We start from the raw sequence: 25,988 nt of genomic DNA on the forward strand, positions 1-25,988 counted from the left end.
TGATCTTCGGGCGCATGCCGGTCGCCAGTGCCGACGCGGTGGTCGCCTTCACGGGGCTGAACCCTCGCCCGAACGACTCGGGCAAGAAGACGGGGCAAAGGCGCCTGTCGAAGAAGGGCTGGCCCGAGAGTCGGCGCCTGCTGTACGCCGCGGCGATGTCGGCGGCGCGCACGAAGACGTGGAAGAGCTTCTACCAAGCGCAGCGCAGCAAAGGGCTGAGCACGACTGCGGCTCTGGTGGTGCTGGCCCGAAAGCTCATGCGCGTGGCCTTCTCGCTGTTCAAGCAACAAGCGATGTTCGATGCCCGCCTGGCGGCCACTGTCGCTTGACGAGAACCATAGAACCTCAGCCTGAACGGTCTGGGGTCGACCGGCCCCGCATGACGGCCCCCAGGACTCCGCGACCTTACGGTCGCATGGTCCTGCGGTCCTGCGGTCCTGTGGTCCTGTGGTCCTGTGGTCCTGTGGTCGCACGGTCGCACGGTCGCACGGTCGCACGGTCGCGCGGCCTGGAAAGGGGAGGGTTCGCCAGCATCGTCTAGGCGGAGGATGCCGGTGTGCGTGCGGAGGTGCCATTCGCGGCGCCGTGCAGTGCGGAAGGCGGGTCGGTGGAGAGCGAGCATCCGCCCCGTGCAGCAAGCCGGTTAGCGCGAGCGTGCACCGGGAGCACGCATGCCGGCGTCCTCTGCCGGGTTGGCGCCCGCACCGCCCGCACCGCCCGCACCGCCCGCACCAACCGGCACCAACCGGCACCAACCGGCACCAACCCGCATTACCCGCAACGCACCGTACAAGCGGCCCCTGCCCCGCCCTTCAGTCCCGCCGCAACAACGCCTGACGCAGCAGCCGCGAAGCGCGGTCTCGGATGCGCCCCGGCATCTGCCTCAGCGGCCGGTGCGGCTGCACCCGCGCGGTGGCGCAGGCCCACAGGAAGTCGTGCAGGATCGGCGTGTCGTTGATCGTGTCCGTGCCGCCGTACTTGTGGAACTCCGGGTGCCATTGCGTTGCCGCGATGTAGCTGTGACTGCCCTGGTCCGGCCGCCGGCGGATCGCCTCGGGCACATGGTCGGGCAGGCTCCAGGCCTCCACCTCGAAGCCCGGGGCCAGGTTCTTGATGCCCTGGTGGTGGATGCTGTTGACCCGCGCCTGGCCCACGCCCGGGTACATCTGCGCCAGGCGCGTGCCCGACACGATCTCGATGCCGTGGAAGTTCTGGTCGTAGGTCACCGGGTCGCGGTGGCGCAGCGTCTGCGGGTGGCCGTGCTGCTCCTCGATGTCCTGGTAGAGCGAGCCGCCGAAGGCCACGTTGATCAGCTGCAGCCCGCGGCAGACGCCGAAGATCGGCTTGCCGGCCTGCTCGAAGGCCTCCACCAGCGCCAGGTCGTACAGGTCGCGGATGCGGTCGCCGATCCAGGCTTCCTTCAGGGGCTCCTCACCATAGTTGCCGGGCCAGACGTCGGCGCCGCCGTGCATCACCACGCCGTCCAGCCATTCGGCGTAGTGCGCCAGGCTGGTGTCGCCGCGGGCCGTGTCGCCAGTCGGGCACGGCACCATCACCACCATCGCGCCGGCCGACATCAGCCAGTGGCAGATCGACTGCTCCACATACTGCAGCGTCTTGTTGGTGAACAGCGAGCGCTTGGGGTCGGCATGCGAGAAGCAGGCCGACAGACCGATCTTGAGGCGGCCGGAGACGGGCGGGGCGCCGCTGGCGAGCGGCAGCCGAGAGGCACGGGACATGTCCTCATGGTGCGCGCAGGCCGCTTCCGGGTGTGTCGGCCGAGGGCGCGTCCGGCGCGAAGGGGCGGCATGGAAGATGCTGCGCCGCTACAATCCCGCGGTTTTTTGCACCGCGCGGGCTGTCCGCGCGTGGCGACGTTCAAGCGTTGAGATCGTGGCGATCCGTTTGTGGGTCGCCATGCCCCTGACAGTTTCGCGCCCGCCTCTTCCATGGACACAGGCTCGGGCGCCGGCAGTGGCAGCCGGTCGGCAGACCGGCGTCCTGCCTGCTAGAGGACACACGAGATGGCGAAGGAAGAACTGATTGAAATGCAAGGGGCGGTCACCGAAGTGCTGCCCGACTCGCGCTACCGCGTGACGCTGGAAAACGGCCACGAGGTCATCGCGTACAGCGGCGGCAAGGTGCGCAAGAACCACATCCGCATCATCCTCGGCGACAAGGTCTCGCTGGAGATGTCGCCCTATGACCTGAGCAAGGGCCGCATCACCTTCCGGCATCTGGAACGCCGCGGCCCGCCGCCCGAAGGCTCGCGCCGCTGATCGGTCCGGCACCTGCGCGGTGCCACTGCCCCGCGCGGGGCTTGTTCCACCAACGGGGCTTCCGCCGAAGCCCCGTTTTCACGACCCAGGGTCTCGCAGGAGGCCCTTTCTTGTTTGTGTCTATGGACGGCGAAGACCAGCAGACCGAGATCCCCCCTTCCTTCGTCGCGCTGTACGCCGACGCCCGCCAGCGCCTGCGCGAGCCGCTGGCCGTGGTGCGCCAGCGCTACGAGCTGTGCGAGGACCTCGCGCAGGTGCTGACCGGCCAGGCACTGGGCCTGTCGCAAAGCGGCTCGGTGAGCGACCAGGAGGTGCTGCAGCGCTGCCTGGCCGGCCTGCGCACGGCCGACTCGGGCCTCAGCGCCGACGAGGCGGGCTGGACGGTACGGCGGCTTGCCGAACTGCTGGGCTGGGGTTGGCCGGACAGTCCAGACCGCGCGGACTGAGCGCGTCGAAGCCGGGGCCCACACCGTCTGGCGCGCTGGCTCCGAGGTGCCAGACGGCCCGGACGCTTTCCAGTTAGGCTCGGACGCTGGAGACACCACCCAGAACGCGCCCCGACTGCGGCGCGCATGCGCCGCCTCATGACCCCGCCCCCTTCCTCCAGCGCCGCCGCGCGCGCCACGACCCGCAGCGCCTGGACCATGCTGCTGGTGCTGAGCACCGGCTTCGCGCTCAGCCAGGCCTTCCGCACCGTGGCCGCCATCATGGCGGCGCCGCTGGCCGCCGACTTCCATCTCAGCCCGCAGGCGCTTGGCCTGTTCGCCGGCGCCTTCCATTTCGCCTTCGGCGCGCTGCAGCTCTTCATGGGCATCGGCATCGACCTGCAGGGCGTTCGGCGCACCGTGCTGGTGGCCTTTCCGCTGGCCATCGGCGGGGCGGTGCTGTCGGCGCTGGCCCCCAGCTTCGGCGTGCTGGTGGTGGGGCAGGTGCTGATCGGCATCGGCTGCGCGCCGGCCTTCCTCGTGTGCACCGTCTTCATCGCGCGGCACTTCGCGCCGGAGCGCTTCGCCGCCGTCTCGGGCGCCATCCTGGGCCTGGGCAGCTGCGGCATGCTGGTGACCGGCACGCCGCTGGCCTGGCTGATCGAGGCCAGTTCCTGGCGCATGGGCTTCTGGGTGCTGGCCGCGGCCTCGCTGCTGGCCTGGGGCGCGATCGCGGCAGTGGTGCACGAGCCCGCACCCGCGGCCGATGCGCCGCGCGAATCGCTCGGCAGCGCCGTGCGCACCTTCGCCCGCCTGCTGCTGCTGCCGCACACCTGGGGCATCCTGGCGCTGGCCCTGGTGACCTATGCCTCCTTCGTGGCGCTGCGCGGCCTGTGGCTCGGGCCCATGCTCATGCAGCGCCATGGCTTCTCGCTCATGGCCAGCGGCAACGTGGCGCTGCTGATGACGGTGATCGCCATCGGCGGGCCGCCGTTGTTCGGGCGCATCGATCCAGGGCCGGCACGGCGCCGTCGCTGGCTGGTGGGCTTCACCGTGGTCTGCGCCGCGCTCTTCGCGGTGCTGGCCTTCGACACGCATGCCGGCGCGGACATCGCGCTGGCGCTCGTCATCGGCCTGCTGTCGGGCTACATGGTGCTGCAGTACCCGGACGTGAAGAACGCCTACCCGATGGCGGTGACGGGCCGGGCGATGGCCCTGTTCACCATGGCGATGTTCCTGGGCGTGGCGCTGATGCAGTGGGTGACGGGCGCCATTGCCACCGCGGCGCAGTCGCGGGGCATCGAGCCCTTCCAGGCCGTGTTCGGCGCGATCGCGTTGATGCTGGCGGCCGGGGCGCTGGCCTACCGCGTGCTGCCGCAGGCACCGCGGGAGAGCTAGCGCCGCCGCTTTCCCTTCCAGAACTTCGGCGCATCGTCCAGCCGTCGCAGGGCCTGGCCGGCCTTCTTCGCAGCCCGGGGCTGCTGCGCCGCCAGCCAGCCCACGGCGAACCAGGCATGCGCGTCCTGCTCGGCCGCCTGTTCGTACAGGCGGCGGGCGGTGACCTGGTCGTTGAACAGGCCCAGCGCGTCCTGTGCAGGCCGCAACTGCGCCAGGTAGCGCGCCGTGCGGTCCTCGCCCAGCAGCGGCGCCACGAACTCGGCCAGGTAGCGCAGCCGCTTGAGCCGCTTGCGGGTGCGGTGGCGCTGGTCGTCGTCCAATTCGTCGAAGCGCTCGGCATCGCGCAGCGACTGGCGGTGCAGCCGCCGCAGGCGATGGCGCAGGTGGGCCAGCGTGGCCTCGTGGTCGAGCGGCTCGGCCGCTGCCGCGGGGTCTTCGGCGGCGCGGCCGGCGAGGGCCACCAGCACGCCCTGGAATTCCGGGTCGCGCACCGCGGCGGCGGGCGTCTTTTCGTCGGCCGCCTCGGCCAGATGCAGCGCCGGCGCGTCGCTGCCCGCCATCCAGCGGCGCGATTCGGCCAGCACCTGCGTGCGGTCGCGCTTCGCACCGAGGACGCCGAAGGCCCGCTTGAGCGGCGCGTCCCAGCCCGGGTCCAGCCCCGGCGCCAGCGGCGCGAGCTCGCGCAGCGCGGTGCGCAGGCGGCGCAGGCCGATGCGCAGCTGATGGATCTGCTCTTCGTCTTCACTGCCCTCGGCGATCTCGCTGGCATTGGGCAGGATCTGCGCGAGGCAGGCGGCGATCACCAGGCGCTGCAGCGCTGCGCCGTCGGGTGCGCGGTCGTCGCCGAAGCGGGGCTCCGCAGCCTTGACCGCGGGAACGTGTACGACGCCCTTCATGAGCCGCTCGCCGCGCTCGGCCTTGGAGACGGTGCCCAGCCACAGGCCGTGGCGCTGCGCCCAGTCGCGCGACAGCGCGACCAGGCCAGCGAGCGGGCCTTGCAGCAGCTCCAGTTCCAGCTCGCACACGGGGGCCACGCGCATCGGGCCGCCCGCGGGTAACTGCGCGACGATCTTGCCCACGTCCAGCGCAAGCTCCACCAGCGCGTCCCCGTGGCGGACGTCGCGCGTCAGGCGCCAGATGTCGGTGGCATAGGTCTCGACCAGCTCCTCGCCGGCGGCTTGCAGCACCTGCACCAGCCGCTCGCCCACGGGGGTGTCGCGGTGCCGAAGCAGGTCCGGACGCTGGAGGTCGGCGCCGCGCGCGGCGCCGAGATCGGCGTTGTGCTCCAGCCGCTGCAGCAGGCCATGGCCGGCGGCCTTGACCGTCTGCACCCAGCGCCGCCCTTCCTTGCGCAGGCGCAGCGCCATGCCCGCCGCGGCCAGGGCGCCATGGGGCGTGTCGAAGTAGCGCGCCTGCATGCGGGTGCGCTGCACGGCGCCCTGGCGCAGGTCGGCCTCGACCTCGGCCAGCCGCTCGGCGGGGATGTGGAACTTGAATTCGGTTTCCATGGGTCTCGATGGGCGTGCGGTTGGGGCGGGCGGCGCGGTCGCGCCCATCCTCGACAGGAGTGGATGAATCTGGCGTGGGCCTGTCAGGGCAGCATGCGCGGCATGGCGGGTTGGTGCACAGCGTCCCAGGCCGTCGGCCGACACGCCGCGCGGGTGCCGCTGCCCAGAATGCCGCCGCCTGCCGATGGTGGCAGGCCTGTGTGTCATTGTCCCCGTCGACCGAGCCGAGCCCTTCATGCGCCTCAAAGCCACCAACTTCCTCAAGCTGGACTGCCAGCAGCCCTGCCCCGTCGTCGCCATGCTGCGCCCGCGCAGCGGTCTGGCCCAATGGGTGGTCAGCGAGCACTACCACCTGCGGCCCTGGGTGCCCACGGTCGAGTACGTGGACCCGTACGGCAACCTCGGCCAGCGCTTCGTGGTGCCGGCGGGCGGCATGGAGATCGAGGTGCAGGTCGAGATGGAAACCGAAGAGGCCCTGGCCGTCGAGCCCGCAGCCCCGGTCACGCCGGTGGACCAACTGCCGGACTGCGCCTTGATGTACCTGCTGCCCAGCCGCTACTGTCCGTCCGACCGCCTCGGTGACCGCGCGCAGCAGATCGTCGGCGACCTGCCGGCCGGCTATGCGCAGGTCGAGGCCATCCGCCGCTGGATCCACGAGCACATCACCTACGAATATGGCGTGAGCGACGCCAGCACCGACGCGGTGGGCACGCTCAACCTGGGCAAGGGCGTGTGCCGCGACTTCTCGCATGTGGGCATCGCGCTCACGCGGGCGCTGCAGATCCCGGCGCGGCAGGTGGTCGGCTATCTGCACAAGCTCGACCCGATGGACATGCACGCCTGGTTCGAGGCCTTCATCGGCGGCCGCTGGTACACCTTCGATGCCACCCAGGCCGAGCCGCGTGGCGGCCGCCTGGTGGTGGGCTACGGCCGGGATGCGGCGGACGTGGCCTTCATCTCCAACTACGGCGAAGTCTCCGTGAGCGAGATGCGCGTAACGGTCGAGCAGGTCTAGACACTGGGCCTGGGCATCGCCCGCGGCCTTGTGCCGCCCTCAGCGCCAGCCGCGGTGCCAGCCGTACGTCGGGTGGTACCAGCCCCAGCCGAAGCGGGGGTGGTAGTGCCACACATAGCCCGGCGCCGGCATGGCATAGGTGGGCGCGACATAGACCACCGTGGGCGGCGGCGCGTAGACGGGTGGCGTGACCACTACCGGTCTCGGCACCACATGCACAGGTTCCGGAGCGACCACGCAGCCTGCGAGCAGTGCGGCAGGCAGGGCGGCCAGGGCCCAGAGGCGGGGGCTAAAAAAAGAAGGTTTGGTGTTTGTCCTCATGGCTTCGTGTCAGCAGTGCCCCTTGAGGGCGAAGTCCACGTTCAACGCAGCCGCGGCGTGCGCCAGCCGACGCCCGGCATGTAAAGACATGTTCACTCAGCCGGGCGTCAGTTCGGGTTCAGCCCACTGTCAGTGGGCTCTTCAAGAGACGGCCTTGCGCGTGCCGCCGCCGCGCGCCAGGCTCTTGCGCCGGAGCTTGTCCTTCTTGCGCAGGCGCTTCTGCCACTGCGAGGCGGCGACGCTCAGCACCGTGGCGCCGCCCAGCAGCAGAAGCTGGCGCGCCAGGTCGCGCGTGGCGCCCTGGAGGCGGCGGTCCACCTCGGCCTGGGCTTCGCCTGTCTGTGCCAGCGCGACCGCCGCCGGCGGCAGCTTCGCGCTGCCGGCCTCGGGCACGCCCGTCTCCGACTGCGTCGGTACTTCCGGCGGGTTCGCGGTGGCGGCCGCCAGCCGCGCATCCGCCACCGAGCCGTGTTCCAGCGCATAGACCTTGGTGAACTCGGCCCCGAGCAGGAAGATCTGGGCCGCGTAGTACACCCACACCAGCAGCACCACAAGCGAGCCGGCGGCGGCGAAGGATTCGGTCATGCTGCTGCGACCCAGGTACAGGGCGATGGCCGTCTTGCCGATCTGGAACAGCATCGAGGTCACGGCCGCGCCCACCCACACGTCACGCCAGGCGATGCGCGCCGTGGGCATGAACTTGTAGATCATGGCGAACAGCAGCGTCATGATCGCGAAGGAGATGGCAATGTTGAGCAGCTGCAGCATCAGCTCCCAACCCGGCAGCAGCGCGCCCACCCAGCTGCCCATCGCCGCCAGGAAGGCCGACACCAGCAGCGACACCATCAGCAGGAACGCCAGCCCCAGGATCAACCCGAACGAGAGCACCCGCGCCCTCAGCACCGACCACACCCCCGTGGGCTTGGCCGATTGCGGCACATGCCAGATGCGATCCAGCGCGCTCTGCAGTTCGGCGAACACGGTGGTGGCACCGACGATCAGCACCCCGACGCCGATCAGCCCCGCGACCAGGCCCTTTCCAGGCTCGCTTGCACTGCGGATCAGTCCCTGCACCGCGATGGCCGCCTCGCGGCCGATCAGGCCGGAGAGCTGGCCGACGATCTCGCCCTGCACCGCCTCGCGGCCGAACAGGGCGCCCGCCACCGCGATCACGATCACCAGCAGCGGCGCGAGCGAGAACAGGGTGTAGTAGCTGATGGCGGCCCCCATGCTGGGGGCGAAGTCGTCACTCCAGGCGACGACGGCTTTCTTGCAGAGCGAGAACAGTTCCTTGAAGGTCATGGTGGCGGCTTCCTGGAGAGGCGCACAACGGCGCACCGAGGTGAGCAGTGTGCGTGCCCTGCCGCGCCGTGCCCATCCGCCAACGGGCGCTTCGCGGGTAGGCCAAGTGCGATGCGCGGATGGTCAGGCCGGCTGGCCGCCCTGCGTCTTGCCGCCGTCGTCCGCCAGGTGCCGCATCACATCGGTGGCGCGGTCGCCCGCGGCGGCCACCGCCGCGCGCAGCTGCGCCTCGCTGATGTCCAGGCGGCGCGCCCATTCCGCCACCGAGCCATCCGACTGCAGGTCGATGCGGTCCGGGTCGTTGCCGGCGGGGGCGATGAGGGTGTGGTCGTCGGGCATGGGGACTCCGTGGGATGGAACAAGAAATGATCGGGTCAGCCAGCGGCCGGCCCGCGCGCGAAGCTGGCGACCAGCGTGCGGCCGCAGGGCTCGGTCTGGCGCATCACCTCCAGGCGGCCGCCTTGTGCGCGCACGGTGTCGCGCAGCCGGTGTTCGCCGCCGCCATCCGCGCCCTCACCGCCCTCGGGCAGCGTCGGCGCGTGCACCGCGAGCCGGAAGCGCTCGGGTTCCACGATGGAGGCGACGATGAGCCCGCTGCCCGGCGTGGCGATGGCCGCCGCCTCCGCCACCATGCGGCCGACCAACTGGGCCAGGCGGTCCGGATCGGCCTGGCAATGGCCTTCGCCCAGGCGGTCATGCTCCAGGGCATGGCCCGGAAAGGCCTGTGCCAGCGTCTCGACGCACTGGGCCACCAGCGCATGCAGGGCGACGGGCCGGTACAGCGCGTCGCCGCATGCGCTGGACTGGGCCTCGGCAATGCGCTGGTCGATCAGTTGTTGGGCGCGCTCGCCTGCGCTGTCGATGTGATCCAGCACCTGTCGCTGCTGCGGATCGAGCGCGCCGCGGCGCAGCAGCTCGGTGCCCAGCCGGATGGCACCCAGAGGATTGCGCAGGTCATGGCTCAGCCGGGCGAGCTGGCGCTCCAGCTGGTGCACCTGGGCCTGCAGCGCGTCGCGCATGGCCTCCAGCGGCTGCAGGTCGGGCCGGCCGTGAGGCGTAGGCGGCTCGGTGGGGGCGGAATCCGGGTCGTGCATGGGCGCTCCTGGATGCGGGAACGGAAAGGCGATGGGAGAGGACGGGACAGAGATCGTCGGACGGGGTCCGCCGCGCACCGATGCGCCGTCGGCGCCACTGCGGGTAGGTCAATGACGACGCCACGGACACTGCGCGTCGCGCCGGTGCGCGCTGCAGCCTTCACGCACAATCGTCGACCCTGGGGCGGCTTCGCCGCCACCGGCCGGCGGTGCGGCTGCTTGCAGTGCGCGGACCGGCCCACCTCCTTCCAACGGGCCGCCCGCGGCCCTCCAGCCTTTCTTTCATGCAGATCACCCAAGACACCGTCGTCACCCTGCGCCTGCGCATCGCGGATGCCCAGAGCGGCCAGCTGCTCGACAGCCCCAAGGAGCCGGTCGTGTACCTGCACGGTGGCTACGACAACATCCTGCCGGCCATCGAGGCGGCTCTGGACGGCCAGGCGGCCGGCCACCAGGCCACGCTGAACCTGTCGCCCGAGCAGGCCTTCGGCGCCCGCGACGAGGGCCTGCTGCGCACCATTCCCAAGAGCGAATTCCCGCCGGGCGTGAAGGTCGGCGGCCAGCTGCGCGGCCAACTCGACAACGGCGAACCGCATGTGTTCAACGTGGTCAAGATCAAGGGACCGCAGGTGCTGCTCGATGGCAACCATCCCCTGGCCGGCCGCAGCCTGCGCATCCAGCTGAACGTGGTGGCCGTGCGCGCGGCCACGGGCGAGGAGATCGCCCATCGCCATGTGCATGGCGATGGCGGCCATCACCACTGAAGCCCGTCGGGTCCTGCTCCGGCGCGATGCGGGACCGACGCCGAGGCGGCTGGCTTCACCCGGCGCCGCAAGGCGCCTTCAGCCGCGCGGCGTCACGGGCGATGGCGGCACGCCGCGGGCCTCGATGGCCTCGGCGGCCTCCAGGCACAGGTCCTCGCGGAAGCGGGCAGCCACCAGTTGCACGCCCACGGGCGCCGGCCCGTGTTCACTCTCGGCCATGCCGGTGCTCACCGTGAGGCCGGGCAGTCCCATGAAGGGCAGCGCGATCTGCGTCATCTGCGCTGCCCACACGCGGGCATAGCCTTCGGGGCCCTGCAGGTCCAGGTCGACCGGAAAGGGCAGCTCCGCCGACACCGGCAGCAGCACCAGCGGATAGCGTTCGTGCAGAAAGCGCTGCCATTGCCGCGTGAGCGTCGCGCGCCGCACCAGGATGGCCGACAGCGCCGCGCTGTCCATGCGCGCGGCCACCTCGGCTTGGCCGCGCAGCACAACCAGCGCGGCCGGGTCGCCCTCGCGCTCGGCCGTGCGCAACTGGGCTTCGTAGCCATCGCCGACCCACAGCAGCGTCTGGTCGTCGGCAGCGGCCTTCAGCGGCGGCAGCGCCTCGACCTCGTCCACCTGCCAGCCGGCGTCGCGCAGGCGTGCGGCCGCATCGCGCAGGGCCGCTTCGACCGGGGCGGTGGTGGCCAGTCCGTCCGGCCGCACGCACAGGGATGCCAGCCGCGGCACCGCGGGCCCGACCAGCGGTGCCGGCACCGACCAGGGGTCGCACGCATCCGGCCGGGCCATGGCCGCCAGCGCAAGGCGCAGGTCGTGCACGTGTCGCGCAATGGGCCCGGAGACGGCCGTGAGCTGGCCGCCGATCGTGCGCTCGGGGCTGGAGGCGTTCCACGCCGCCACCCGGCCGAAGCTGGGCCGCAGCCCATGCACCCCGCAGGCATAGGCCGGGTAGCGGATCGAGCCGGCGATGTCGGTGCCGTGGCCGATCGCGCCGATGCCGGCCGCCACCGCCGCCGCGGCGCCACCCGAGGAGCCGCCCGGCGTCAGCGCCGGATTGCGCGGATTGCGGGTCACGCCGTGGAGCTGGTTGCCGGTGAACCAGCGGTAGCTGAAGGCGGGCGTGTTGGTGCGCCCGATGATCACCGCGCCGGCGGCCAGCAGGCTGTGCACCACCGGGCTGTCGTGTTCGGCGATCAGGTCCTTCTGCAGGCGCACGCCGTTGGTGGTGGCGAAACCCTTCTGGTCGACGTTGACCTTGATGGTGACCGGCACGCCGGCCAGCGGCCCCACGTCTTCCCTGCGTGCCAGCGCTGCGTCGATGTCGGCGGCGCGGCGCAATGCGTCATCCGGCCGGTGGTCGACCACCGCATTGATGCCTGGATTGACCTGGCCCAACCGGGCCAGGGCTGCCTGCGTGGCCTCGGTGGCGGAGATGCGTCGGCTGGCCACCAGCGCGGCGGTCTGAGCGGCGCCCAGTTGCCAGAGTTCGGTCGGCAGTGAAGAAGGGGAGCAAGAGGCGGAAGCGCTGGACATGCAGGCGGTATAGCGGGATGCGTGCCCGCTTGTCCAGCACCCTGGGCGTTCGACTCGCCTGCGTCCGTCCAAGCCCGGCCTGCGCGGCCGGTGGGTCTTCAGCGCATCGGGCCCTGCGCGTTGCAGTAGTCGAAGAAGGCGTCCAGGTCGTTGGACTTGTCGAATACCCGGTCGGCGCCCGCGTCACCGCAGCGGCGGCGCATGTCGGCTGTGGCGTAGTTGGTGAGCACCACCATGCGCTGCCGCGCTCCACCGTTGCGCAGCCGGCGCAGCACACCCAGGCCCGATCCCTGGCGCAGGAAGAGGTCGACGATGGCCAGATCCCAGCCGTCGGAATGCGACTGCATCCACCGGACCGCCTCGTCCTCGCCTTCGGCCAGCCCGACGATCTCGGCGTCGGTCAGGTCTTCGAGCGTGGGGATCAGGCTGTCCCGGATGGTGGGGTTGTCTTCGACGATAAAGATGCGGGGAGCGGCCATGGTGTGGCGCGGACTGAAGCAGACAAGCGTAAGGGCCGGAGGGTCGCGGGCTTGGCCGCCCGAGGCCTCCCTTCCTGTCGGACGCGGCCTACGGAATGGGCAGGGTCAGCGCGTGCCCGCCTTCTTTTCGACTTCGGACTGCGCGGCTTCGAGGGCGTCAAGCACCTCCGCGGACCGGTTGATCTGCTCCTCCACCTGCCCGGACTGGTCCAGTGCCTGGGCCACCTCGCCCACCTGCACATGATCGGGCAGCACCTCTTCGAGCACGGTGTTCACGACGGCCAGGTTGTCGGCCGCCTGGCGGATCTCGGCGGCCACTGCCTTGGCCTGGTCGATGGTGCGCTCCAGCGCTTCGACCGCCTGCGCCGTCGTCGGATCCTGCTTGTCTTGGCTCATTCAACGCTCCTGCGGAGGCCGTGGGAAGGCCCAATGCCGCGTGTGTAACGAGGGCGGATGGTAGCGCCGCCCGTCCGCTGCCGGCGGCCAATCCACTGTTGCACCCATGGTCCACCCTGTCTCGCTTGCATGGTCTTCCACAATCGGGTCCAACGCCGCATCTTCGGACTTCGGGCTGACCGCCAGCCCTCTTGCGAACGAAAGAAAGACTCCCCCATGGCTACTGCCCCTTCCACCGCCGTCCTGGGCGTGCACCCGCTCGGCTTTCCCTGGCCGACCATCGACCCCTTCCTCTTCTGCGCCTACCACGACGACGGCTATCCGCGCGGCGACGGCCGCATGGCGCCGGCCGCCTCGCTCGCCGGGCGTGAGATCGGCGCCGACTTCAGCCGCAAGGACGGCTGGAGCATGTACCACGGCGAATCCGTGCCCGGCTTTCCGGCCCATCCGCACCGTGGCTTCGAGACCGTGACGCTGGTGCGTCGCGGGCTGATCGACCATTCGGACTCGCTGGGCGCCGCGGCCCGCTTCGGCGGCGGCGACGTGCAGTGGGTGACGGCCGGCCGCGGCATCGTGCATTCGGAGATGTTCCCGCTGCTGCGCGAGGACGCGGACAACCCGCTGGAGCTGTTCCAGATCTGGCTGAACCTGCCGGCGGCCCGCAAGATGGTCGATCCGCACTTCACCATGTTCTGGTCGGGCCAGGTGCCGCACCTGCGCGCCGAGGGCGTGGACGTCACGGTGGTGGCCGGCCGGCTGGACGGGGCCGACGCGCCCCCTTCGCCGCCGCCGGATTCCTGGGCCGCGCAGTCCGATGCCGACGTGGCCATCTGGACCGTGCGCCTGGCGCCGGGTGCGCGCTGGACGCTGCCGGCCGCGGCGGGGCAGGGTACGCAGCGGGTGCTGTACTTCTTCAAGGGCGCGTCGGCCACGGTGGGCGCGCAGGGGGTGCAGGGGCCGGCGGCCATCGAGCTGCGGGCCGATGCCGAGGTGCTGCTGGCCGCGGGCGACGAGGTGTGCGAATTCCTGCTGCTGCAGGGCCGGCCCATCGCCGAGCCGGTGGCCCAGTACGGGCCCTTCGTCATGAACTCGCAGGCCGAGATCATGCAGGCCATGCAGGACTACCGCCGCACCCAGTTCGGCGGCTGGCCCTGGCCCGACCCGGCGCCGGTGCATGGCGCGACACCCGGGCGCTTCGCCCGCTATCCGGACGGCCGGCGCGAGGAGGCGGTGGACGCGGCGGAGTGAGCGTCAGCGCCGACTCGCGCTGCCGGCGATGGCGCGGGACAGCCGCCACATGAGCCACAGGAAGCCCAGCGGCAGCAGCACCGTCTGCACGACGAACAGGGCGATCAGCCGCACCATGGTGCGGGTCCATTCGCCGGCCGCCTGCAGGATCGCCTCGTAGCCGGCGCGCAGGTCGGTGGCACGCTCGGACCAGCGCTTGAGGCGCTCCAGCAGGCCTTCCTGCGCAGGTGCGGCCGGCTGCGTGCGGCCCACCACCTGCTCGGGCGAGGCCTCGATCACCGCCAGGGCCGACTGGTATTCACCGGCCATCACGGCGCGGTAGACGCCTTCGTTCGCCAGGCCCACGGCCGGCACCGCGAAGCGCACCAGCAGCAGGCCGGCGAAGACCGGCGACAGCCATCGCAGCGCGCGTGCGGTGGCGGTCTCCTGCCTCGCTGCGGGCGCGTCGACGCCGGCGGCTTCCGCCCGCGCGCGGGTCGGCGCTGCGGCCGCGCGCCAGCGCAGCACCAGCCAGGCCAGCAGCACCGCCGTCAGCGCGATCGACACCGCCGCATGCCCGCCGATGCCCAGCATCAGCAGCTGGATGCCGAAAGCCACGCTGGCCGCCAGCATCACCGCGGCGAAGCGGTCCACCAGTTCGTTCAGCGGCTTGAGGGCCTGGCCGGGCGCCAGGCTCAGGCCGACGCCGGCCGGCTTGACGTCCAGCTGCGTGCCCTGGGCCACCGACAGCACCGCGCCCAGCGCCCGCGCCGCCGCAAAGGCCGTGAGCGAACGCTGCAGGCCGGCGCGCAGCTGCTCGCGGGCCAGCGGCTCCAGCGGCACCAGCCAGCATCCCGCGAGCACGGCCGCGGCCACGAGCAGCAGCAGCGCACGCTTCAGAACGGCCGCGATGCCGCGTTCCGATGATGCGCCCGTGCGCTCGCTCATATCGACTTGAGCGCCTCAGCCCCGGGCGCGGTCATGCTGGGCGTGAACTCGACGATCTCGATGCGGGCCAGCTTGTGCTGCGCGAAGGGGTCTTCGGCCAGCGCTGCCTCGAGCGCGGCGCGGTCGCCCGAGCGGGCCAGGATCACGCCGCCCACACGCGGCACCTGCCGGCCGGAGGCGATGAACAGGCTGCTGTCGTAGTGGCGGCGCAGCCAGGCGACATGGGCTTCCATGTGGGCGTCGATCTCTTCGACGGGGCGGATGTAGGTGAGGGTGACGATGAACATGCGCCCGAGGGTAGCCCGGGCCCCCGGCCGCTGTCTCGGAAGGCCTCGGCCGGCGCGGAGGATTGAAGCGCCGCGGTGCCCGTCCTTCGAACGCGCCGCGGTACCGCTGTGGCCATCGCTTCCGCCTCAGCCCTGCCCTGTCGCCACCGTCCAGACCAGCCACACATTGGCCGCGCCGATCACCGCGAACAGCCCCCAGGCCGCGGCCTTCATCAACGGCCCGCTTGCGAACTCGCCCATCAGCCGTTTGTCGCTGGTGAAGCGCACCAGCGGCCAGATGGCGAATGGCAGCTGGAAGCTCAGTACCACCTGGCTCAGCACCAGCATCTTGCCCACGCCGCCGTCGCCGAACCACCACACGCCCACGAAGGCCGGCACGATGGCCAGCGCCCGGGTGATCAGCCGCCGCTGCCAGCAGGGAATCTTCAGGTCCAGGAAGCCTTCCATGATGATCTGGCCGGCGATGGTGCCGGTGAAGGTCGAGCTCTGGCCCGAGGCCAGCAGCGCGATGCCGAAGAGGGTGGCCGCCAGCCCGCCCACCACCGGCTCGATGAGCCGGTAGGCGTCCTCGATCTCGGTGACCGGCGTGCGCGCGCCGCCGTGGAAGGCGCTGGCCGCCAGGATCAGGATGGCGGCATTGACGAACAGCGCCAGCGTGAGTGAAAGCACGGCGTCCATCGTGCCCAGGCGCACCGCCTCGCGCGTGGCCGCGGGCGTGCGCGCCACCAGCCGGGTCTGCACCACGGAGGAATGCAGATACAGGTTGTGCGGCATCACCGTCGCGCCCACGATGCCGATGGCCAGGTATAGCGCGCCCGGCTGCTGCAGCCGCTCCAGGCTGGGCACGAAGCCCATCGCCACGCCGAACCAGTTGGGCTGGGCCATGGCCAGCTCGACCGCGAAGCAGCCGGCGATGGTCAGCACCAGGCCGAGCACGATGGCCTCGACCCGGCGGAAGCCCGCGCCCTGCAGGCCCAGCACCAGCAGCGTGTCGAAGGCCGTGATGGCGATGCCCACGGGAATGGAGACGCCCAGCAGCAGGTGAAGCGCCAGGGCGCTGCCCAGCACCTCGGCCAGGTCGCAGGCCACGATGGCCAGCTCGGCGCCCAGCCACAGAAAGCGGTTGGTGCGCGGGCCGTAGTGCTGACGGCAGGCGCGCGCCAGGTCCAGCCCGCCGGCCAGGCCCAGACGGACGCACAGGGTCTGCAGCAGCATCGCGGCCAGGCTGGCCAGCAGCACCACGAAGAGCAGGCCGTAGCCGAAGCGCGAGCCGGCCTCGATGTCGGTGGCCCAGTTGCCCGGATCCATGTAGCCCACCGACACCAGCAGGCCGGGGCCGGCGAACTTCAGCAGCTTCTTGTGGATGGGCTGGCCCGGGTCGACGGTGACGCTGCCCTTGACTTCGGAAGGGCAGAAGGGCGCGGTGGCGGTGCGGGGCAGGCGGAACATGGCGGGGCCGATGGTAAGGAGACGCGTCACCGATCGGGCGGGGCAGGGGTGCAGCGCCGCCGGATGTGCCCGGTCAGAACTGCTCGGGCGAGGGCATGTGCTCGCGCATCCACGCCGTGAAGGCGCGCAGCCGCGGCGGGTACTGTCGCGCGTAGGGATGCATCAGGTAGATGGGCAGCGGATCGCCCACCCACTGTGGTGCCAGGCGCACCAGCCGGCCCTGGGCCAGATCCGGCGCTACCGCCCAGGCCGACACCAGTGCGACGCCGGCCCCGCCGAGCACGGCGCGGCGGGTGGCATAGAGGCTGTCGGTGGCCAGGCGCGGCCGGATGGCGAAGGTCTCGCGCGCACCGTCGGCCTCGTGTGTGAGCGTGACCTCGTCGCGGTAGAAGGTCTGCAGCGCCAGCCAGGGGAGGGCGGCCAGTTGCTGCGGCGCCTCGGGCGGCGGACCCTCGCCCCACAGACCGGGCGGTGCCACCACGATGCGCTGGATCTCGGTCAGGCGCTGTGCCACCACCGAGGGATCGCTCACGGCACCGACGCGGATCGCGCAGTCGATGCCCTCGGCGATGAAGTCCGGCTGGCGGTCGTGCAGCAGCCATTCGACGCTCACTTCGGGATGGGCCTGCAGGAAGCCCAGCAGCGGTGCCATCAGCTGGTCCTGTCCGAAGGCATGCGGCACCAGCACGCGCAGGTGGCCGCGCGGCGTGTTGCGGGCGCCGCGGACCTCGGCCTCGAAGCTGTCCCAGCGCTCCAGCAGCTCGCGCGCCTGGGCCAGGCAGCGCTCGCCGTCCTCGGTCAGCGCCATGGCATGGGTGGAGCGGTGCAGCAGCCGCAGCCCCAGGCTGCGCTCCAGCGCCTGCAGGCGGCGGCTCACGGTGGGCTGGGTGCTGCCCATCTGCTGGGCCGCGGCCGAGAGGCTGCCCGCGTCCACGATGCGCACGAAGGTCTGCAGCAGGTCCAGCCGGTCGACGGCAAGGGTGGCGTCTTTCATGCACTGAACGTATAGCCGATCTGCAATCCAACCGTCTACAGCTTTTTGTCATTCGTTGAAAGAATGCTCCCCATTCGACGGCGCCCACCTTGCTTGTGTTCGGCGGGGCGGCGCCGCCGACTGCCAAGGAGTTCTCATGTCATCCCTTCCACTCGCCGCTGGTGCCGCCGCCCCCGCCCAGCCCGACCTGTCGCGCAGCCTAGTGCTGATGCTGGCCGCCGGCGCCGGCCTGGGCGCCGCCGCCCTCTACTACGCACAGCCGCTGCTCGGCATCCTGGGCGCCGACCTGGGTGCCAGCCCGGCACACACCGGTCTGGTGCCCACGCTCACCCAACTGGGCTATGCGGCCGGCATCCTGCTGCTGATCCCGCTGGGCGATCGCTACGACCGTCGCCTGATCATCCTGGTCAAGGTCGTGCTGCTGATGCTCGCCCTGCTGGCCAGCGCCATGGCGCCCGGGCTGGGTGCACTGCTCGTGGCGAGTCTCGCCATCGGCCTGACCGCGACGCTTGCGCAGGACATCGTGCCCGCCGCCGCCGCGCTGGCGCCCGAGGCGCACCGCGGCCGCACCGTCGGCACGGTGATGACCGGGCTGCTGCTGGGCATCCTGCTGTCGCGGGTGGCCAGCGGGCTGGTCGGCCAGCAGTGGGGCTGGCGCGCCGTCTTCCTGGCCGCGGCCGGCTCCATCGCGCTGATCGGCGTCGCGCTGTGGCGCGGGCTGCCGCGCTTCGTGCCCTCGACGCAGCTGAGCTACGGCCAGCTCATGGCTTCGCTGGTGCAGCTGTGGAAGCGCTACGGTCCACTGCGCCGCGCGGCACTGGCGCAGGGCCTGCTGTCGATCGGCTTCAGCGCCTTCTGGTCCACGCTGGCGGTGATGCTGCACGAGCGCTTCCAGATGGGCAGCGCCGCCGCCGGCGCCTTCGGCCTGGCCGGCGCCGCCGGTGCGCTGGCCGCGCCGCTGGCCGGCCGCCTGGCCGACCGCCGCGGCCCCGGCCGGGTGACGCAGCTGGGCGCCGGGCTGGCGCTGCTGTCCTTCGCATTGCTGCTGGTGCAGGACCTGCTGCCACCTGCCGCGCAGATCGGCCTGCTGGTGGTGGCCGCCATCGGCTTCGACTTCGGCGTGCAGGCCACGCTGGTGGCGCACCAGACGCTGGTCTACAGCCTGGACCCGGGCGCCCGCAGCCGGCTGAATGCACTGCTGTTCACCGGCATGTTCATCGGCATGGCCGCCGGTGCCGCGCTGGGCAGCCAGGTGCTGGCCCATGTGGGCTGGTTCGGCGTCGTGCTGCTGGCCATGGCGAGCGCCGGGGCCACGCTGGCCGTGCGCCTGTGGCCGCCGCGGCGCGGCTGAGCGACGTTCGGGGTCTCCTGCAGAAAGGCCGCCTGGCGAGCACCGGGCGGCCTTTCTGCATCCGGCGTCATCGCCCGGAAAGCTTGGGAAGTCTAGGAAAAGGCCGGCTCAGGAAAGGCGAGGCCGCCTCGCCAAAGCGCCAGGGCACGTCCGCCGCGCGGGTGATGCCGATGCGTGGCCCGGTCTGCACCTGAACGCGTTCGCCGGCGGGCCGGGGACGGAGCTCGAAGGGCGGGGCATCCAGCCGCAGGTGGTTGAAGCTGGCGTCCACGCCCAGCGCCTGCCCCACGCGGCCGGGGCCGGCGGCCAGCAGGCGCACATCCTGCACGCCGCGGCGCTCGCGCATGCGGGCCAGGCCCTCGGTGGGCGCCAGCGCACGGATCAGCACGCCCGCGCCGTGGCCTTCGGGGCCGCAGACGAAGTTGAGGCACCAGTGGATGCCATAGGAGCGGTAGACGTAGGCCCGGCCCGGCGGCCCGAACATGGCCGCATTGCGCGGCGTGGGCCCGCGGTGGCTGTGCGAGGCCGGATCCTCGCGGTCATAGGCTTCGGTCTCCACGATGCGGCCGCCGACGCCGTCCACCAGCAGCTCGACGCCGATCAGGGCCCGCGCCACCTCGTGGGCCGGGGCGAGGAAGTCGATGAAGGCGGTCGTGGGCGATGAGGCTGTCACGGAGCGGAAGGGGCGAGGACGGATCTTCAGTCTAGGAGGCGCGCCACTCCGCCCGCGCCGGACGAATGCCGGTGCACCCGACAGCCCGCGCCAGGGTGCGTGGCGCCAGAATGACCGGGTCCTTGTCACCCAGGAGCCGGCACCGCGCCGCGGCCGCCGTCCTCGCCCGCCATGCCCCAGCCGACCGACTTCGCCACGCTGATCCACAAGGGCGCCACCGCCTGCGCCCACGCCGTCTCGGCGGGCGAGGCCACCGCCCTCGAACTCTGCGACGCCGCCATCGCTGCCATCGAGGCGAAGGACGGCGCCCTCAACGCCGTCGTGCTGCGCGACTTCGACCGCGCGCGCGATCAGGCCCGCGCGGCCGATGCCCGGCGCGCGCAGGGCGAACGGCCGCCGCTGCTGGGCGTGCCGATGACGGTGAAGGAGTCCTTCAACATCGCCGGCCTGCCCACCAGCTGGGGCTTGCCGCCGTTCAGGGACTTCCGCCCGGCGACCGACGCGGTGGCCGTGCAGCGGCTCAAGGCCGCGGGCGCCGTCATCCTGGGCAAGACCAATGTGCCCGTGGCGCTGGCCGACTGGCAGACAGCCAACCCGATCCATGGCCGCACCGTGCATCCGCTGGATGCCTCGCGAACGCCGGGCGGCTCCTCCGGCGGCGGCGCGGCCGCGCTGGCAGCGGGCCTGGTGGCGCTGGAACTGGGTTCGGACCTGATGGGCTCGCTGCGCGTGCCCGCGCACTTCTGCGGCGTGTGGGCGCACAAGCCCAGCGCCGGCATCCTGCCCCTGCGCGGCCAGGCCTTTCCCGGCACGCCCGACACGCTCGGGCCACCGCCCGACCTGCCCACGGTCATCGGCCCGCTGGCACGCAACGCCGACGACCTGCTCCTTGCGCTGGACGTGCTGGCCGGCCCGGAGATGCCCATGGCCCAGGCCTGGCAACTGCAGCTGCCGCCGCCGCGCCAGCCCGATCCGGCGCGCTGGCAGGTGCTGGTGCTCGACGGCCATCCGCTCGCTCCTGCCGATGCGGAGGTGCGCGGCGCGGTGGCCGAGGCGGCGCGGCGGCTGCAGGCGCAGGGCGCACGCATCGTGCACGCTGCAGAACTGCCGCCCGGCGCCCTGCCCGACCTGGCCGTGCTGCACCGCGCCTACCAGCAGTGGGTGATGACCGTGCTCGGTGCCTTCGAACCCGGCGCCGAGTGCGCCCTGAACGCGCACGAATGGATCCGCCTCGTCGCCGAGCGCGGCCGTTTGCGGGCGCAGTGCTTTGCGCTGCTGGAGCGGGTCGACGCCATCCTGATGCCGGCTTTCGGCTGTGCCGCCTTCGCGCACCAGGACGAGCCGGACTGGGCGAAGCGCAGGCTGCGCGTCGCTGGCGCCGACACGCCCTACGAGGCCCAGTCCGCCTGGGCCAGCCTCGCCTCGCTGGCCAGCCTGCCGGCCACCGCCGTGCCGGTCACGACGGGCGCGGGCGGACTGCCGCTCGGCGTGCAGGTGATCGGCCCCTGGCTGCAGGACCGCGGCACGGTCGAGGTGGCGCGCCGGATCGCGACCCCGGACTGACGACGCACCGCCTGCTTCAGTCACAGCGCTGTCACACAGTGCATTTAACGTTTGCTTACACAGGCGTGTCTTCTTTCCCGCCACCCGTCATGGCCGCCGCCAGCGAATACCTCAGCGACTTCCGTCCCCGTTCCCGCCAGCCCAGTGCCGCCGATCTGTGCGTGCCCGTGCCCTGCATGACCGCGGACGAGACGAACGAGAAGGTCATGGAGGTCTTCGCGCGTCATCGCGATCTGCTGGGCCTGCCGGTGGTGGAAGACGGCCGGCCCATCGGCCTCATCAACCGCAACACCTTCCTGTCGCAGATGAGCAAGCCGTTCCGCATGGAGCTGTACGGCCGCAAGAGCTGCATCGCCTTCATGGACAAGGAACCGCTGGTGGTGGACGAGGCGCTGGACATCGACGCGCTCACCTTCCGCGCGGTGGAGTTCGGCGAGAAGGCCCTGGCCGACGGCTTCATCGTCACGCGCGGCGATGCCTTCGCCGGCGTGGGCAGCGGGCTGCAGCTGATGCGTGCCGTGGCCGACATGCAGGCCGCGCGCAACCGCCAGATCATGCTCAGCATCGAATACGCCAGCGTGATCCAGCAGGCGATGCTGCGTCCCTCGCGCGACGCGCTGGCCCGGGCCTGCCCCGAGGCCGACCTGGTCTGGGAGCCGCGCGACGTGGTGGGCGGCGACTTCTTCCATGCCTGCGGCACCCCCGAGGGATGGTTCGCGGCCTTGGCCGACTGCACGGGCCACGGCGTGCCCGGTGCCTTCATGACGCTCATCGCCTCGGCCAGCCTGGGCCAGGCCGTCGAGCGCCACGGTCCGCGCGATCCCGGGGGGCTGCTGGCCCAGGTCAACCGTGGCATCAAGCAGGCGCTCGGCCAGCTGGACGGCCGGGACGAGACGCCCGGCTCGGACGACGGCCTGGACGCCGCCTGCCTCTGGGTGCAGCCGGTCGAGGGCACGCTGGTGTTCGCCGGTGCGCGCCTGTCGCTCTTCGTGCGCCGCCCGGGTGGCGCCGAGGTCGAGCTGGTGGAAGGCCATCGTCGTGGCGTCGGCTATGTGGACAGCCCGCTCGGCGAGGTCTGGCCCAACCACACGCTGCAGCTGCCTGCGGGCAGCCTTGTGTTCGCCGCCACCGACGGCCTCATCGACCAGATCGGCGGCCCCCGCGCCATCGCCTTCGGCAAGCGCCGCCTGCGCGAGCTGCTGCTGGCCCAGCCCGAAACGGCCTCGCCGGCCGATGTCAATCGCGCCGTCGGTGCCGCCTTGCGCGACTGGCAGGGCGAGCACCATCGCCGCGACGACCTCACCTACTTCTGCTTCCGTGTCTGAACCGATGCCCGCCGACCTGATCGCCGACAAGTACGGGACCTTCTTCAACCTGGCGCGCCAGCACGAGGTCATCTTCTACTACGTGGGCTACTTCTCGCAGCACATCGTCGGCGCCATGGCCGAGGCGGTGAAGCTGCAGCTGGAGGTGGCCGGCGTGGCCGGGCCCACGCGGCGCAAGCTGTTCTCGTCCTTCGTCGAGATGGCGCAGAACATCATCCATTACTCGGCCGACGCCCTGACGCCGCCGCACCAAGAAGACCGGGAGCTGCGTCACGGCTCGGTGTGCATCCGCCGCGAACCGGATGGCCGCTTCCTGCTGCTGTGCGCCAATCCGGTCGAGCCCCAGGCGGCGGACGAGTTGCGCGCCAAGCTGGAAGTCCTGCGCAGCATGACGCTGGACGAGATCAAGCAGGCCTACCGCCAGAGCCTGCGCGAGGAAGCGCCCGCGGGCAGCAAGGGCGCGGGCATGGGATTGCTCACGGTGGCGCGCGATGCCAGCGAACCGCTGGACTTCGACTTCGACGCGTCCGCGTCCGTGGGCGGTGCGCCGGTGTTCCATCTCAAGGCCTGCATCTGACGCGGACGCGGCCCCTTCCCGATCCCCTGCGCATGGACAACCTCTACATCGCCCCCACCCCCAGCTCGCCCGAGGTGGACTTCCGCTTCGACAGCCATTCGCTCGCCCTGCGCGGCGAGTCCTATCCCGAGAACGCGGCGGCCTTCTATGGCGAGGTGCTGGGCCGCCTGCGCGCCTACCTGGCCGAGGCGGCGCCGAGCCGCATCGAGGTGCACATCGCGCTGGCCTACTTCAACAGCTCCAGCACCAAGATGCTGTTCAACCTGATCGATGCACTGCACGGCGCGGCCGAGGCGGGCTGCGTGGTGCAGCTGTCGTGGTACTACGACGAGGAGGACGACACCCTCCTCGAGTTCGGCCAGGAGCTGGCGGATGACTTTCCGGCCGTCGTCTTCACCTGCCTGCCGGTCGGCGCGCGCTGAGGCCGGCCGCAAGCGAGCGCCCATGCACGACATCGCCGCCACGCCGCCCGACCTCTTCGACGCCGAGCGCCAGGCGCTGGCCGCCGCCCGCGCCGTGCACGCGGCGGGCGCGGGCGATGCCATGGCCGCCCACGCCGCCCTGGGCGAGCTGCTGGCGAGCTACGACCGGCTGCTGCGCGAGACGCGTCGCCTGGTCCGCCGCAGCGACCGGGCCGAGCTGGAGATGACCCGCCTCAACCAGCGTCTGCAGGACCTGGCCGGTGAGCTCGAGTACCGCGCCACGCACGATCCGCTGACCGGCGTGCTCAACCGCGCCGCCATCATCGACGTGGCCAACCGTCAGTTCCTCAGCCACGACCTGGCGCTGGTGGTGCTGGACATCGACCACTTCAAGCGCGTCAACGACAGCTTCGGCCATCCCGCCGGCGACCAGGTGATCCTCGGCGTGGTGGATTGCCTGCAGCATGCCGCGCCCCCCGGGGCCCAGATCGGCCGGGTCGGCGGGGAGGAGTTCACCGTGGTGCTGCCGGGCTGGTCGATGGAGCGCACCGCGCAGATCGCCCAGCTGGTGCGCCGCGCCATCGAGGGTCGCGACTTCGCCCTGCCCGATGGCAGCCGCGTCACGGCGAGTTTCGGCGTGAGCTGGATGCCACGCGGGGCCTGCTTCGACCTGGCCTACGCCCTGGCCGACGAGGCGCTCTATGCCGCCAAGCGCGGCGGGCGCAACCAGGTGGCCCGCGCCGCCGGCCCGGGGCTTTCGGCCGGCGCAGCGGAAGCTTCGCCCGCGCGCCTTGTCGCCGCACAGGCGTCCGGCGCATGACCCAAACCCTTGTTCTCGGCCGGCCGAAGAAGGCCCGCGCGCAAGAGTGCGACGACGCCGGTGGGCCCCCACCCGATGTGCACGCCGCTGTTCGGCTGGCGCTGGCCGAGACCGATGTGCGGCGCTTCGCCCTGGGCGCGCTGGAGCAGCTGGCCCTGCTGCTGGATGTGCCCTGGCAGGGACTGGTCTGCGCTGCGCCGGATGGCCGCCCCGGTGAGGCGCGGGTGCTCGCCGCCCAGGGGCGCTATGCGCATTGGCTGGAGCGGCCTCTGACCCAACTGCCCGAGCCGCTGCTGCGCACGCTGCTGGCCGATGCGCTGACCCGCGGCACCAGCGTGCAGGACGCCACGGGTCGCATGGCGCTTTTCATCGGCCGTCCGGGCACGGGCGGCATGGTCGTGCTCCTGGATGCGCCCGGCGCATCCGCCGCCAGGCGGCCGGACTGGCGCCTGCTCGATGCCTTCTGCGCCAACCTGGGCCTGCTGCTGCACAGCCGCGGCCTGCTGGAGCGGCTGCACGAGCAGGCCTACAAGGATCCGTTGCTGTCACTGCCCAACCGCGCCCGCTTCATCGAGAAGGTGGACGAGTGCGTGAACCGCGGCCTGCAGGGCCACATCCTGGCGCTCGTCGACATCGACGACTTCAGCGCCACCAACGACGTGATGGGCCATCGCTTCGGCGACCGCCTGCTGGAGGTCGTGGCCCGCCGCCTGGGCGATGCCCTGCCGCCCGGCGTGCTGCTGGCGCGGGTGGGCGCCGACACCTTCGGTGTGCTGGGCCCGGTGGGCCAGGTGGCGCCGCAGCGTCTGCTGGACAGCGTGGGGCAGCCGCTGGCGGTGGAGGCCGTACCGCACAAGGTGTCGCTCACCTGCGGCTGGGTGCTGCTGGGCGAAGGCGGCGGCAGCGGCGTGGACCAGGTCAAGGACGCGACCATCGCGCTCAAGCGGGCCAAGCGCGACCACCGCGGCCAGCACCTGCAGTACCTGGCGCACATGGGGGCCGAAGCCCGTGCCCGTGCCCTGCTGCTGTCGGACCTGCGCGCCGCCATCGAGCGCCAGCAGCTTTTTCTGGTCTATCAGCCGCAGCTGGATCTGCGCACCGGTGCCCTCATCGGCCTGGAGGCCCTGCTGCGCTGGCGCTGCGAGGACGGCCGCTTCATCCCGCCGGCCCAGTTCATCCCGGTCGCCGAGCATTCCGGGCTGATCGTGGCCCTGGGCGAATGGGTGCTGGCGACGGCCTGCCGCACCATGCGCGAGCTGCTGGATGCCGGTCGCGCACCACTGCGCATGGCGGTCAACGTGTCGATGGCGCAACTGCAGGACGCCGGCTTCGCCGCCACCGCGCGCCGCGCGCTGGCCGAAGCGGGCATCGAAGCGCGACACCTGGAGCTGGAGATCACCGAATCGGTGGCGGTGCTGCCCACCGACTTCCTGGAGGCCACGCTGCAGACGCTGCGTGCCGAGGGGGTCTCCATCGCCATCGACGACTTCGGCACCGGCTATTCCTCGCTCAGCTACCTGGAGCGCCTGCCGCTGGACCGCATCAAGATCGACCGCAGCTTCGTGCGCCAGCTGGGCGAGCCGCGCGGCGCGCGCATTGCGGAGATGGTGGCCCAGCTCGGCCGCCGGTTGGGCCTGGCGGTGCTGGCCGAGGGCATCGAGGACGAGGTCGCCTGCGGCGCGCTGCAGGCCATGGGCTGTCACGAGGGACAGGGCTTCCACCTGGCGATGCCGATGGACAAGGCGGCCCTGGACGGCTGGCTGCAGGCGCGGGCCTGAGGTCGGCGCACCGGCATTCCTGCCGTGCTGGCTCCGGGTTGCGGGTTGCGGGCTGCGGGC

28 protein-coding genes are annotated in these 25,988 nt (G+C 71.7%); 14 read left to right on the top strand and 14 right to left on the bottom strand.

Annotated elements, in window-relative coordinates:
* A partial coding sequence (locus QZ772_RS00340; RefSeq protein ID WP_295521816.1) for a transposase occupies positions 1 to 329 on the top strand: 329 nt, incomplete at its 5' end.
* Between the two features lie 483 nt (positions 330 to 812).
* On the opposite strand, the gene QZ772_RS00345 is transcribed toward QZ772_RS00340, so the two are convergent.
* Entirely contained in the window at positions 813 to 1,739 is a 927-nt protein-coding gene (locus QZ772_RS00345) for a gamma-glutamyl-gamma-aminobutyrate hydrolase family protein (protein ID WP_295521819.1), read from the bottom strand.
* A 285-nt stretch (positions 1,740 to 2,024) separates the two neighbouring features.
* Here QZ772_RS00345 and infA point away from each other — a divergent pair, with 285 nt between their 5' ends.
* From infA to QZ772_RS00360, 3 genes are all read left to right on the top strand, one after another.
* The gene (gene infA, locus QZ772_RS00350) at positions 2,025 to 2,279 is read left to right on the top strand and encodes a translation initiation factor IF-1 (RefSeq protein WP_017757760.1); all 255 of its coding nucleotides are present in this window, start codon (positions 2,025 to 2,027) and stop codon (positions 2,277 to 2,279) included.
* A 116-nt stretch (positions 2,280 to 2,395) separates the two neighbouring features.
* Positions 2,396 to 2,725, top strand: a complete 330-nt coding sequence (locus tag QZ772_RS00355) for a hypothetical protein (RefSeq protein ID WP_366510508.1) — start codon at positions 2,396 to 2,398, stop codon at positions 2,723 to 2,725.
* 138 nt (positions 2,726 to 2,863) lie between these two features.
* Entirely contained in the window at positions 2,864 to 4,102 is a 1,239-nt protein-coding gene (locus QZ772_RS00360) for an MFS transporter (RefSeq protein WP_295521822.1), read from the top strand.
* Here the strand turns inward: QZ772_RS00360 and QZ772_RS00365 are convergent.
* The gene (locus QZ772_RS00365; protein WP_295521824.1) at positions 4,099 to 5,610 is read right to left on the bottom strand and encodes a CYTH and CHAD domain-containing protein; all 1,512 of its coding nucleotides are present in this window, start codon (positions 5,608 to 5,610) and stop codon (positions 4,099 to 4,101) included. The genes QZ772_RS00360 and QZ772_RS00365 overlap by 4 nt on opposite strands.
* A gap of 235 nt (positions 5,611 to 5,845) precedes the next feature.
* On the opposite strand from QZ772_RS00365, the gene QZ772_RS00370 reads away from it, so the two are divergent.
* A complete protein-coding gene (locus QZ772_RS00370) occupies positions 5,846 to 6,625 on the top strand; it encodes a transglutaminase family protein (RefSeq protein ID WP_295521827.1) in 780 nt (259 codons plus the stop codon).
* Between the two features lie 39 nt (positions 6,626 to 6,664).
* Here the strand turns inward: QZ772_RS00370 and QZ772_RS00375 are convergent, their stop codons facing one another.
* The 4 genes from QZ772_RS00375 to QZ772_RS00390 all read right to left on the bottom strand — a co-directional run bounded on the left by QZ772_RS00375 (position 6,665) and on the right by QZ772_RS00390 (position 9,342).
* The gene (locus QZ772_RS00375) at positions 6,665 to 6,946 is read right to left on the bottom strand and encodes a hypothetical protein (protein ID WP_295521829.1); all 282 of its coding nucleotides are present in this window, start codon (positions 6,944 to 6,946) and stop codon (positions 6,665 to 6,667) included.
* A 141-nt stretch (positions 6,947 to 7,087) separates the two neighbouring features.
* Positions 7,088 to 8,248, bottom strand: coding sequence for a YihY/virulence factor BrkB family protein (locus QZ772_RS00380; protein ID WP_295521831.1), 1,161 nt, complete (start codon positions 8,246 to 8,248; stop codon positions 7,088 to 7,090).
* A gap of 123 nt (positions 8,249 to 8,371) precedes the next feature.
* The gene (locus QZ772_RS00385; RefSeq protein ID WP_295521833.1) at positions 8,372 to 8,587 is read right to left on the bottom strand and encodes a DUF3606 domain-containing protein; all 216 of its coding nucleotides are present in this window, start codon (positions 8,585 to 8,587) and stop codon (positions 8,372 to 8,374) included.
* 35 nt (positions 8,588 to 8,622) lie between these two features.
* Positions 8,623 to 9,342 carry a HAMP domain-containing sensor histidine kinase gene (locus tag QZ772_RS00390; protein WP_295521836.1) on the bottom strand — a complete coding sequence of 240 codons (720 nt, stop codon included), beginning with the start codon at positions 9,340 to 9,342 and terminating at the stop codon, positions 8,623 to 8,625.
* A gap of 284 nt (positions 9,343 to 9,626) precedes the next feature.
* Here QZ772_RS00390 and QZ772_RS00395 point away from each other — a divergent pair, with 284 nt between their 5' ends.
* A complete protein-coding gene (locus QZ772_RS00395) occupies positions 9,627 to 10,106 on the top strand; it encodes a peptidylprolyl isomerase (protein ID WP_295521839.1) in 480 nt (159 codons plus the stop codon).
* Between the two features lie 78 nt (positions 10,107 to 10,184).
* On the opposite strand, the gene QZ772_RS00400 is transcribed toward QZ772_RS00395, so the two are convergent.
* The 3 genes from QZ772_RS00400 to QZ772_RS00410 form a co-directional block, all read right to left on the bottom strand.
* Positions 10,185 to 11,639 carry an amidase family protein gene (locus QZ772_RS00400; RefSeq protein WP_295521842.1) on the bottom strand — a complete coding sequence of 485 codons (1,455 nt, stop codon included), beginning with the start codon at positions 11,637 to 11,639 and terminating at the stop codon, positions 10,185 to 10,187.
* A 98-nt stretch (positions 11,640 to 11,737) separates the two neighbouring features.
* Complete coding sequence (locus QZ772_RS00405; RefSeq protein WP_295521845.1) at positions 11,738 to 12,118, bottom strand: response regulator; 381 nt, start codon at positions 12,116 to 12,118, stop codon at positions 11,738 to 11,740.
* A gap of 105 nt (positions 12,119 to 12,223) precedes the next feature.
* Positions 12,224 to 12,514, bottom strand: a complete 291-nt coding sequence (locus tag QZ772_RS00410; RefSeq protein ID WP_295521848.1) for a hypothetical protein — start codon at positions 12,512 to 12,514, stop codon at positions 12,224 to 12,226.
* Positions 12,515 to 12,730: 216 nt separating this feature from the next.
* Here QZ772_RS00410 and QZ772_RS00415 point away from each other — a divergent pair, with 216 nt between their 5' ends.
* Positions 12,731 to 13,762, top strand: a complete 1,032-nt coding sequence (locus QZ772_RS00415) for a pirin family protein (protein WP_295521850.1) — start codon at positions 12,731 to 12,733, stop codon at positions 13,760 to 13,762.
* A gap of 3 nt (positions 13,763 to 13,765) precedes the next feature.
* Here the strand turns inward: QZ772_RS00415 and QZ772_RS00420 are convergent, their stop codons facing one another.
* The 4 genes from QZ772_RS00420 to QZ772_RS00435 form a co-directional block, all read right to left on the bottom strand.
* Entirely contained in the window at positions 13,766 to 14,689 is a 924-nt protein-coding gene (locus tag QZ772_RS00420) for a hypothetical protein (RefSeq protein ID WP_295521853.1), read from the bottom strand.
* Positions 14,686 to 14,976, bottom strand: a complete 291-nt coding sequence (locus tag QZ772_RS00425) for a YciI family protein (RefSeq protein ID WP_295521856.1) — start codon at positions 14,974 to 14,976, stop codon at positions 14,686 to 14,688. The genes QZ772_RS00420 and QZ772_RS00425 overlap by 4 nt, the downstream gene beginning before the upstream one ends.
* A 126-nt stretch (positions 14,977 to 15,102) precedes the next feature.
* Positions 15,103 to 16,425, bottom strand: a complete 1,323-nt coding sequence (locus QZ772_RS00430) for an Nramp family divalent metal transporter (RefSeq protein WP_295521905.1) — start codon at positions 16,423 to 16,425, stop codon at positions 15,103 to 15,105.
* Between the two features lie 73 nt (positions 16,426 to 16,498).
* Entirely contained in the window at positions 16,499 to 17,419 is a 921-nt protein-coding gene (locus tag QZ772_RS00435) for a LysR family transcriptional regulator (protein ID WP_295521859.1), read from the bottom strand.
* A gap of 136 nt (positions 17,420 to 17,555) precedes the next feature.
* Between QZ772_RS00435 and QZ772_RS00440 the strand changes: the two genes are divergently transcribed.
* Entirely contained in the window at positions 17,556 to 18,770 is a 1,215-nt protein-coding gene (locus QZ772_RS00440) for an MFS transporter (protein WP_295521863.1), read from the top strand.
* A 67-nt stretch (positions 18,771 to 18,837) separates the two neighbouring features.
* Here QZ772_RS00440 and QZ772_RS00445 read toward each other — a convergent pair whose 3' ends face one another.
* Positions 18,838 to 19,443, bottom strand: coding sequence for a DNA-3-methyladenine glycosylase (locus tag QZ772_RS00445; RefSeq protein WP_295521866.1), 606 nt, complete (start codon positions 19,441 to 19,443; stop codon positions 18,838 to 18,840).
* A 171-nt stretch (positions 19,444 to 19,614) separates the two neighbouring features.
* On the opposite strand from QZ772_RS00445, the gene QZ772_RS00450 reads away from it, so the two are divergent.
* The 6 genes from QZ772_RS00450 (at position 19,615) to QZ772_RS00475 (ending at position 25,928) form a co-directional block, all read left to right on the top strand.
* The gene (locus tag QZ772_RS00450) at positions 19,615 to 21,006 is read left to right on the top strand and encodes an amidase family protein (RefSeq protein ID WP_295521868.1); all 1,392 of its coding nucleotides are present in this window, start codon (positions 19,615 to 19,617) and stop codon (positions 21,004 to 21,006) included.
* Between the two features lie 89 nt (positions 21,007 to 21,095).
* Complete coding sequence (locus tag QZ772_RS00455) at positions 21,096 to 22,331, top strand: SpoIIE family protein phosphatase (protein ID WP_295521871.1); 1,236 nt, start codon at positions 21,096 to 21,098, stop codon at positions 22,329 to 22,331.
* Positions 22,332 to 22,335: 4 nt separating this feature from the next.
* Positions 22,336 to 22,908, top strand: coding sequence for a SiaB family protein kinase (locus QZ772_RS00460; protein ID WP_295521907.1), 573 nt, complete (start codon positions 22,336 to 22,338; stop codon positions 22,906 to 22,908).
* A 32-nt stretch (positions 22,909 to 22,940) separates the two neighbouring features.
* Positions 22,941 to 23,330, top strand: coding sequence for a DUF1987 domain-containing protein (locus QZ772_RS00465; protein ID WP_295521873.1), 390 nt, complete (start codon positions 22,941 to 22,943; stop codon positions 23,328 to 23,330).
* Positions 23,331 to 23,352: 22 nt separating this feature from the next.
* Positions 23,353 to 24,150 (top strand): GGDEF domain-containing protein, encoded by a 798-nt coding sequence (locus QZ772_RS00470; RefSeq protein ID WP_295521876.1) that lies wholly within the window; start codon positions 23,353 to 23,355, stop codon positions 24,148 to 24,150.
* Positions 24,147 to 25,928, top strand: coding sequence for an EAL domain-containing protein (locus tag QZ772_RS00475; protein ID WP_295521879.1), 1,782 nt, complete (start codon positions 24,147 to 24,149; stop codon positions 25,926 to 25,928). Before QZ772_RS00470 ends, QZ772_RS00475 begins: the two co-directional genes overlap by 4 nt.
* The last annotated feature ends 60 nt before the right edge of the window (positions 25,929 to 25,988 follow it).

It is taken from the genome of uncultured Pseudacidovorax sp., assembly GCF_913773995.1.
In the GTDB taxonomy this organism is placed as follows: Bacteria; Pseudomonadota; Gammaproteobacteria; order Burkholderiales; family Burkholderiaceae_C; genus Xenophilus.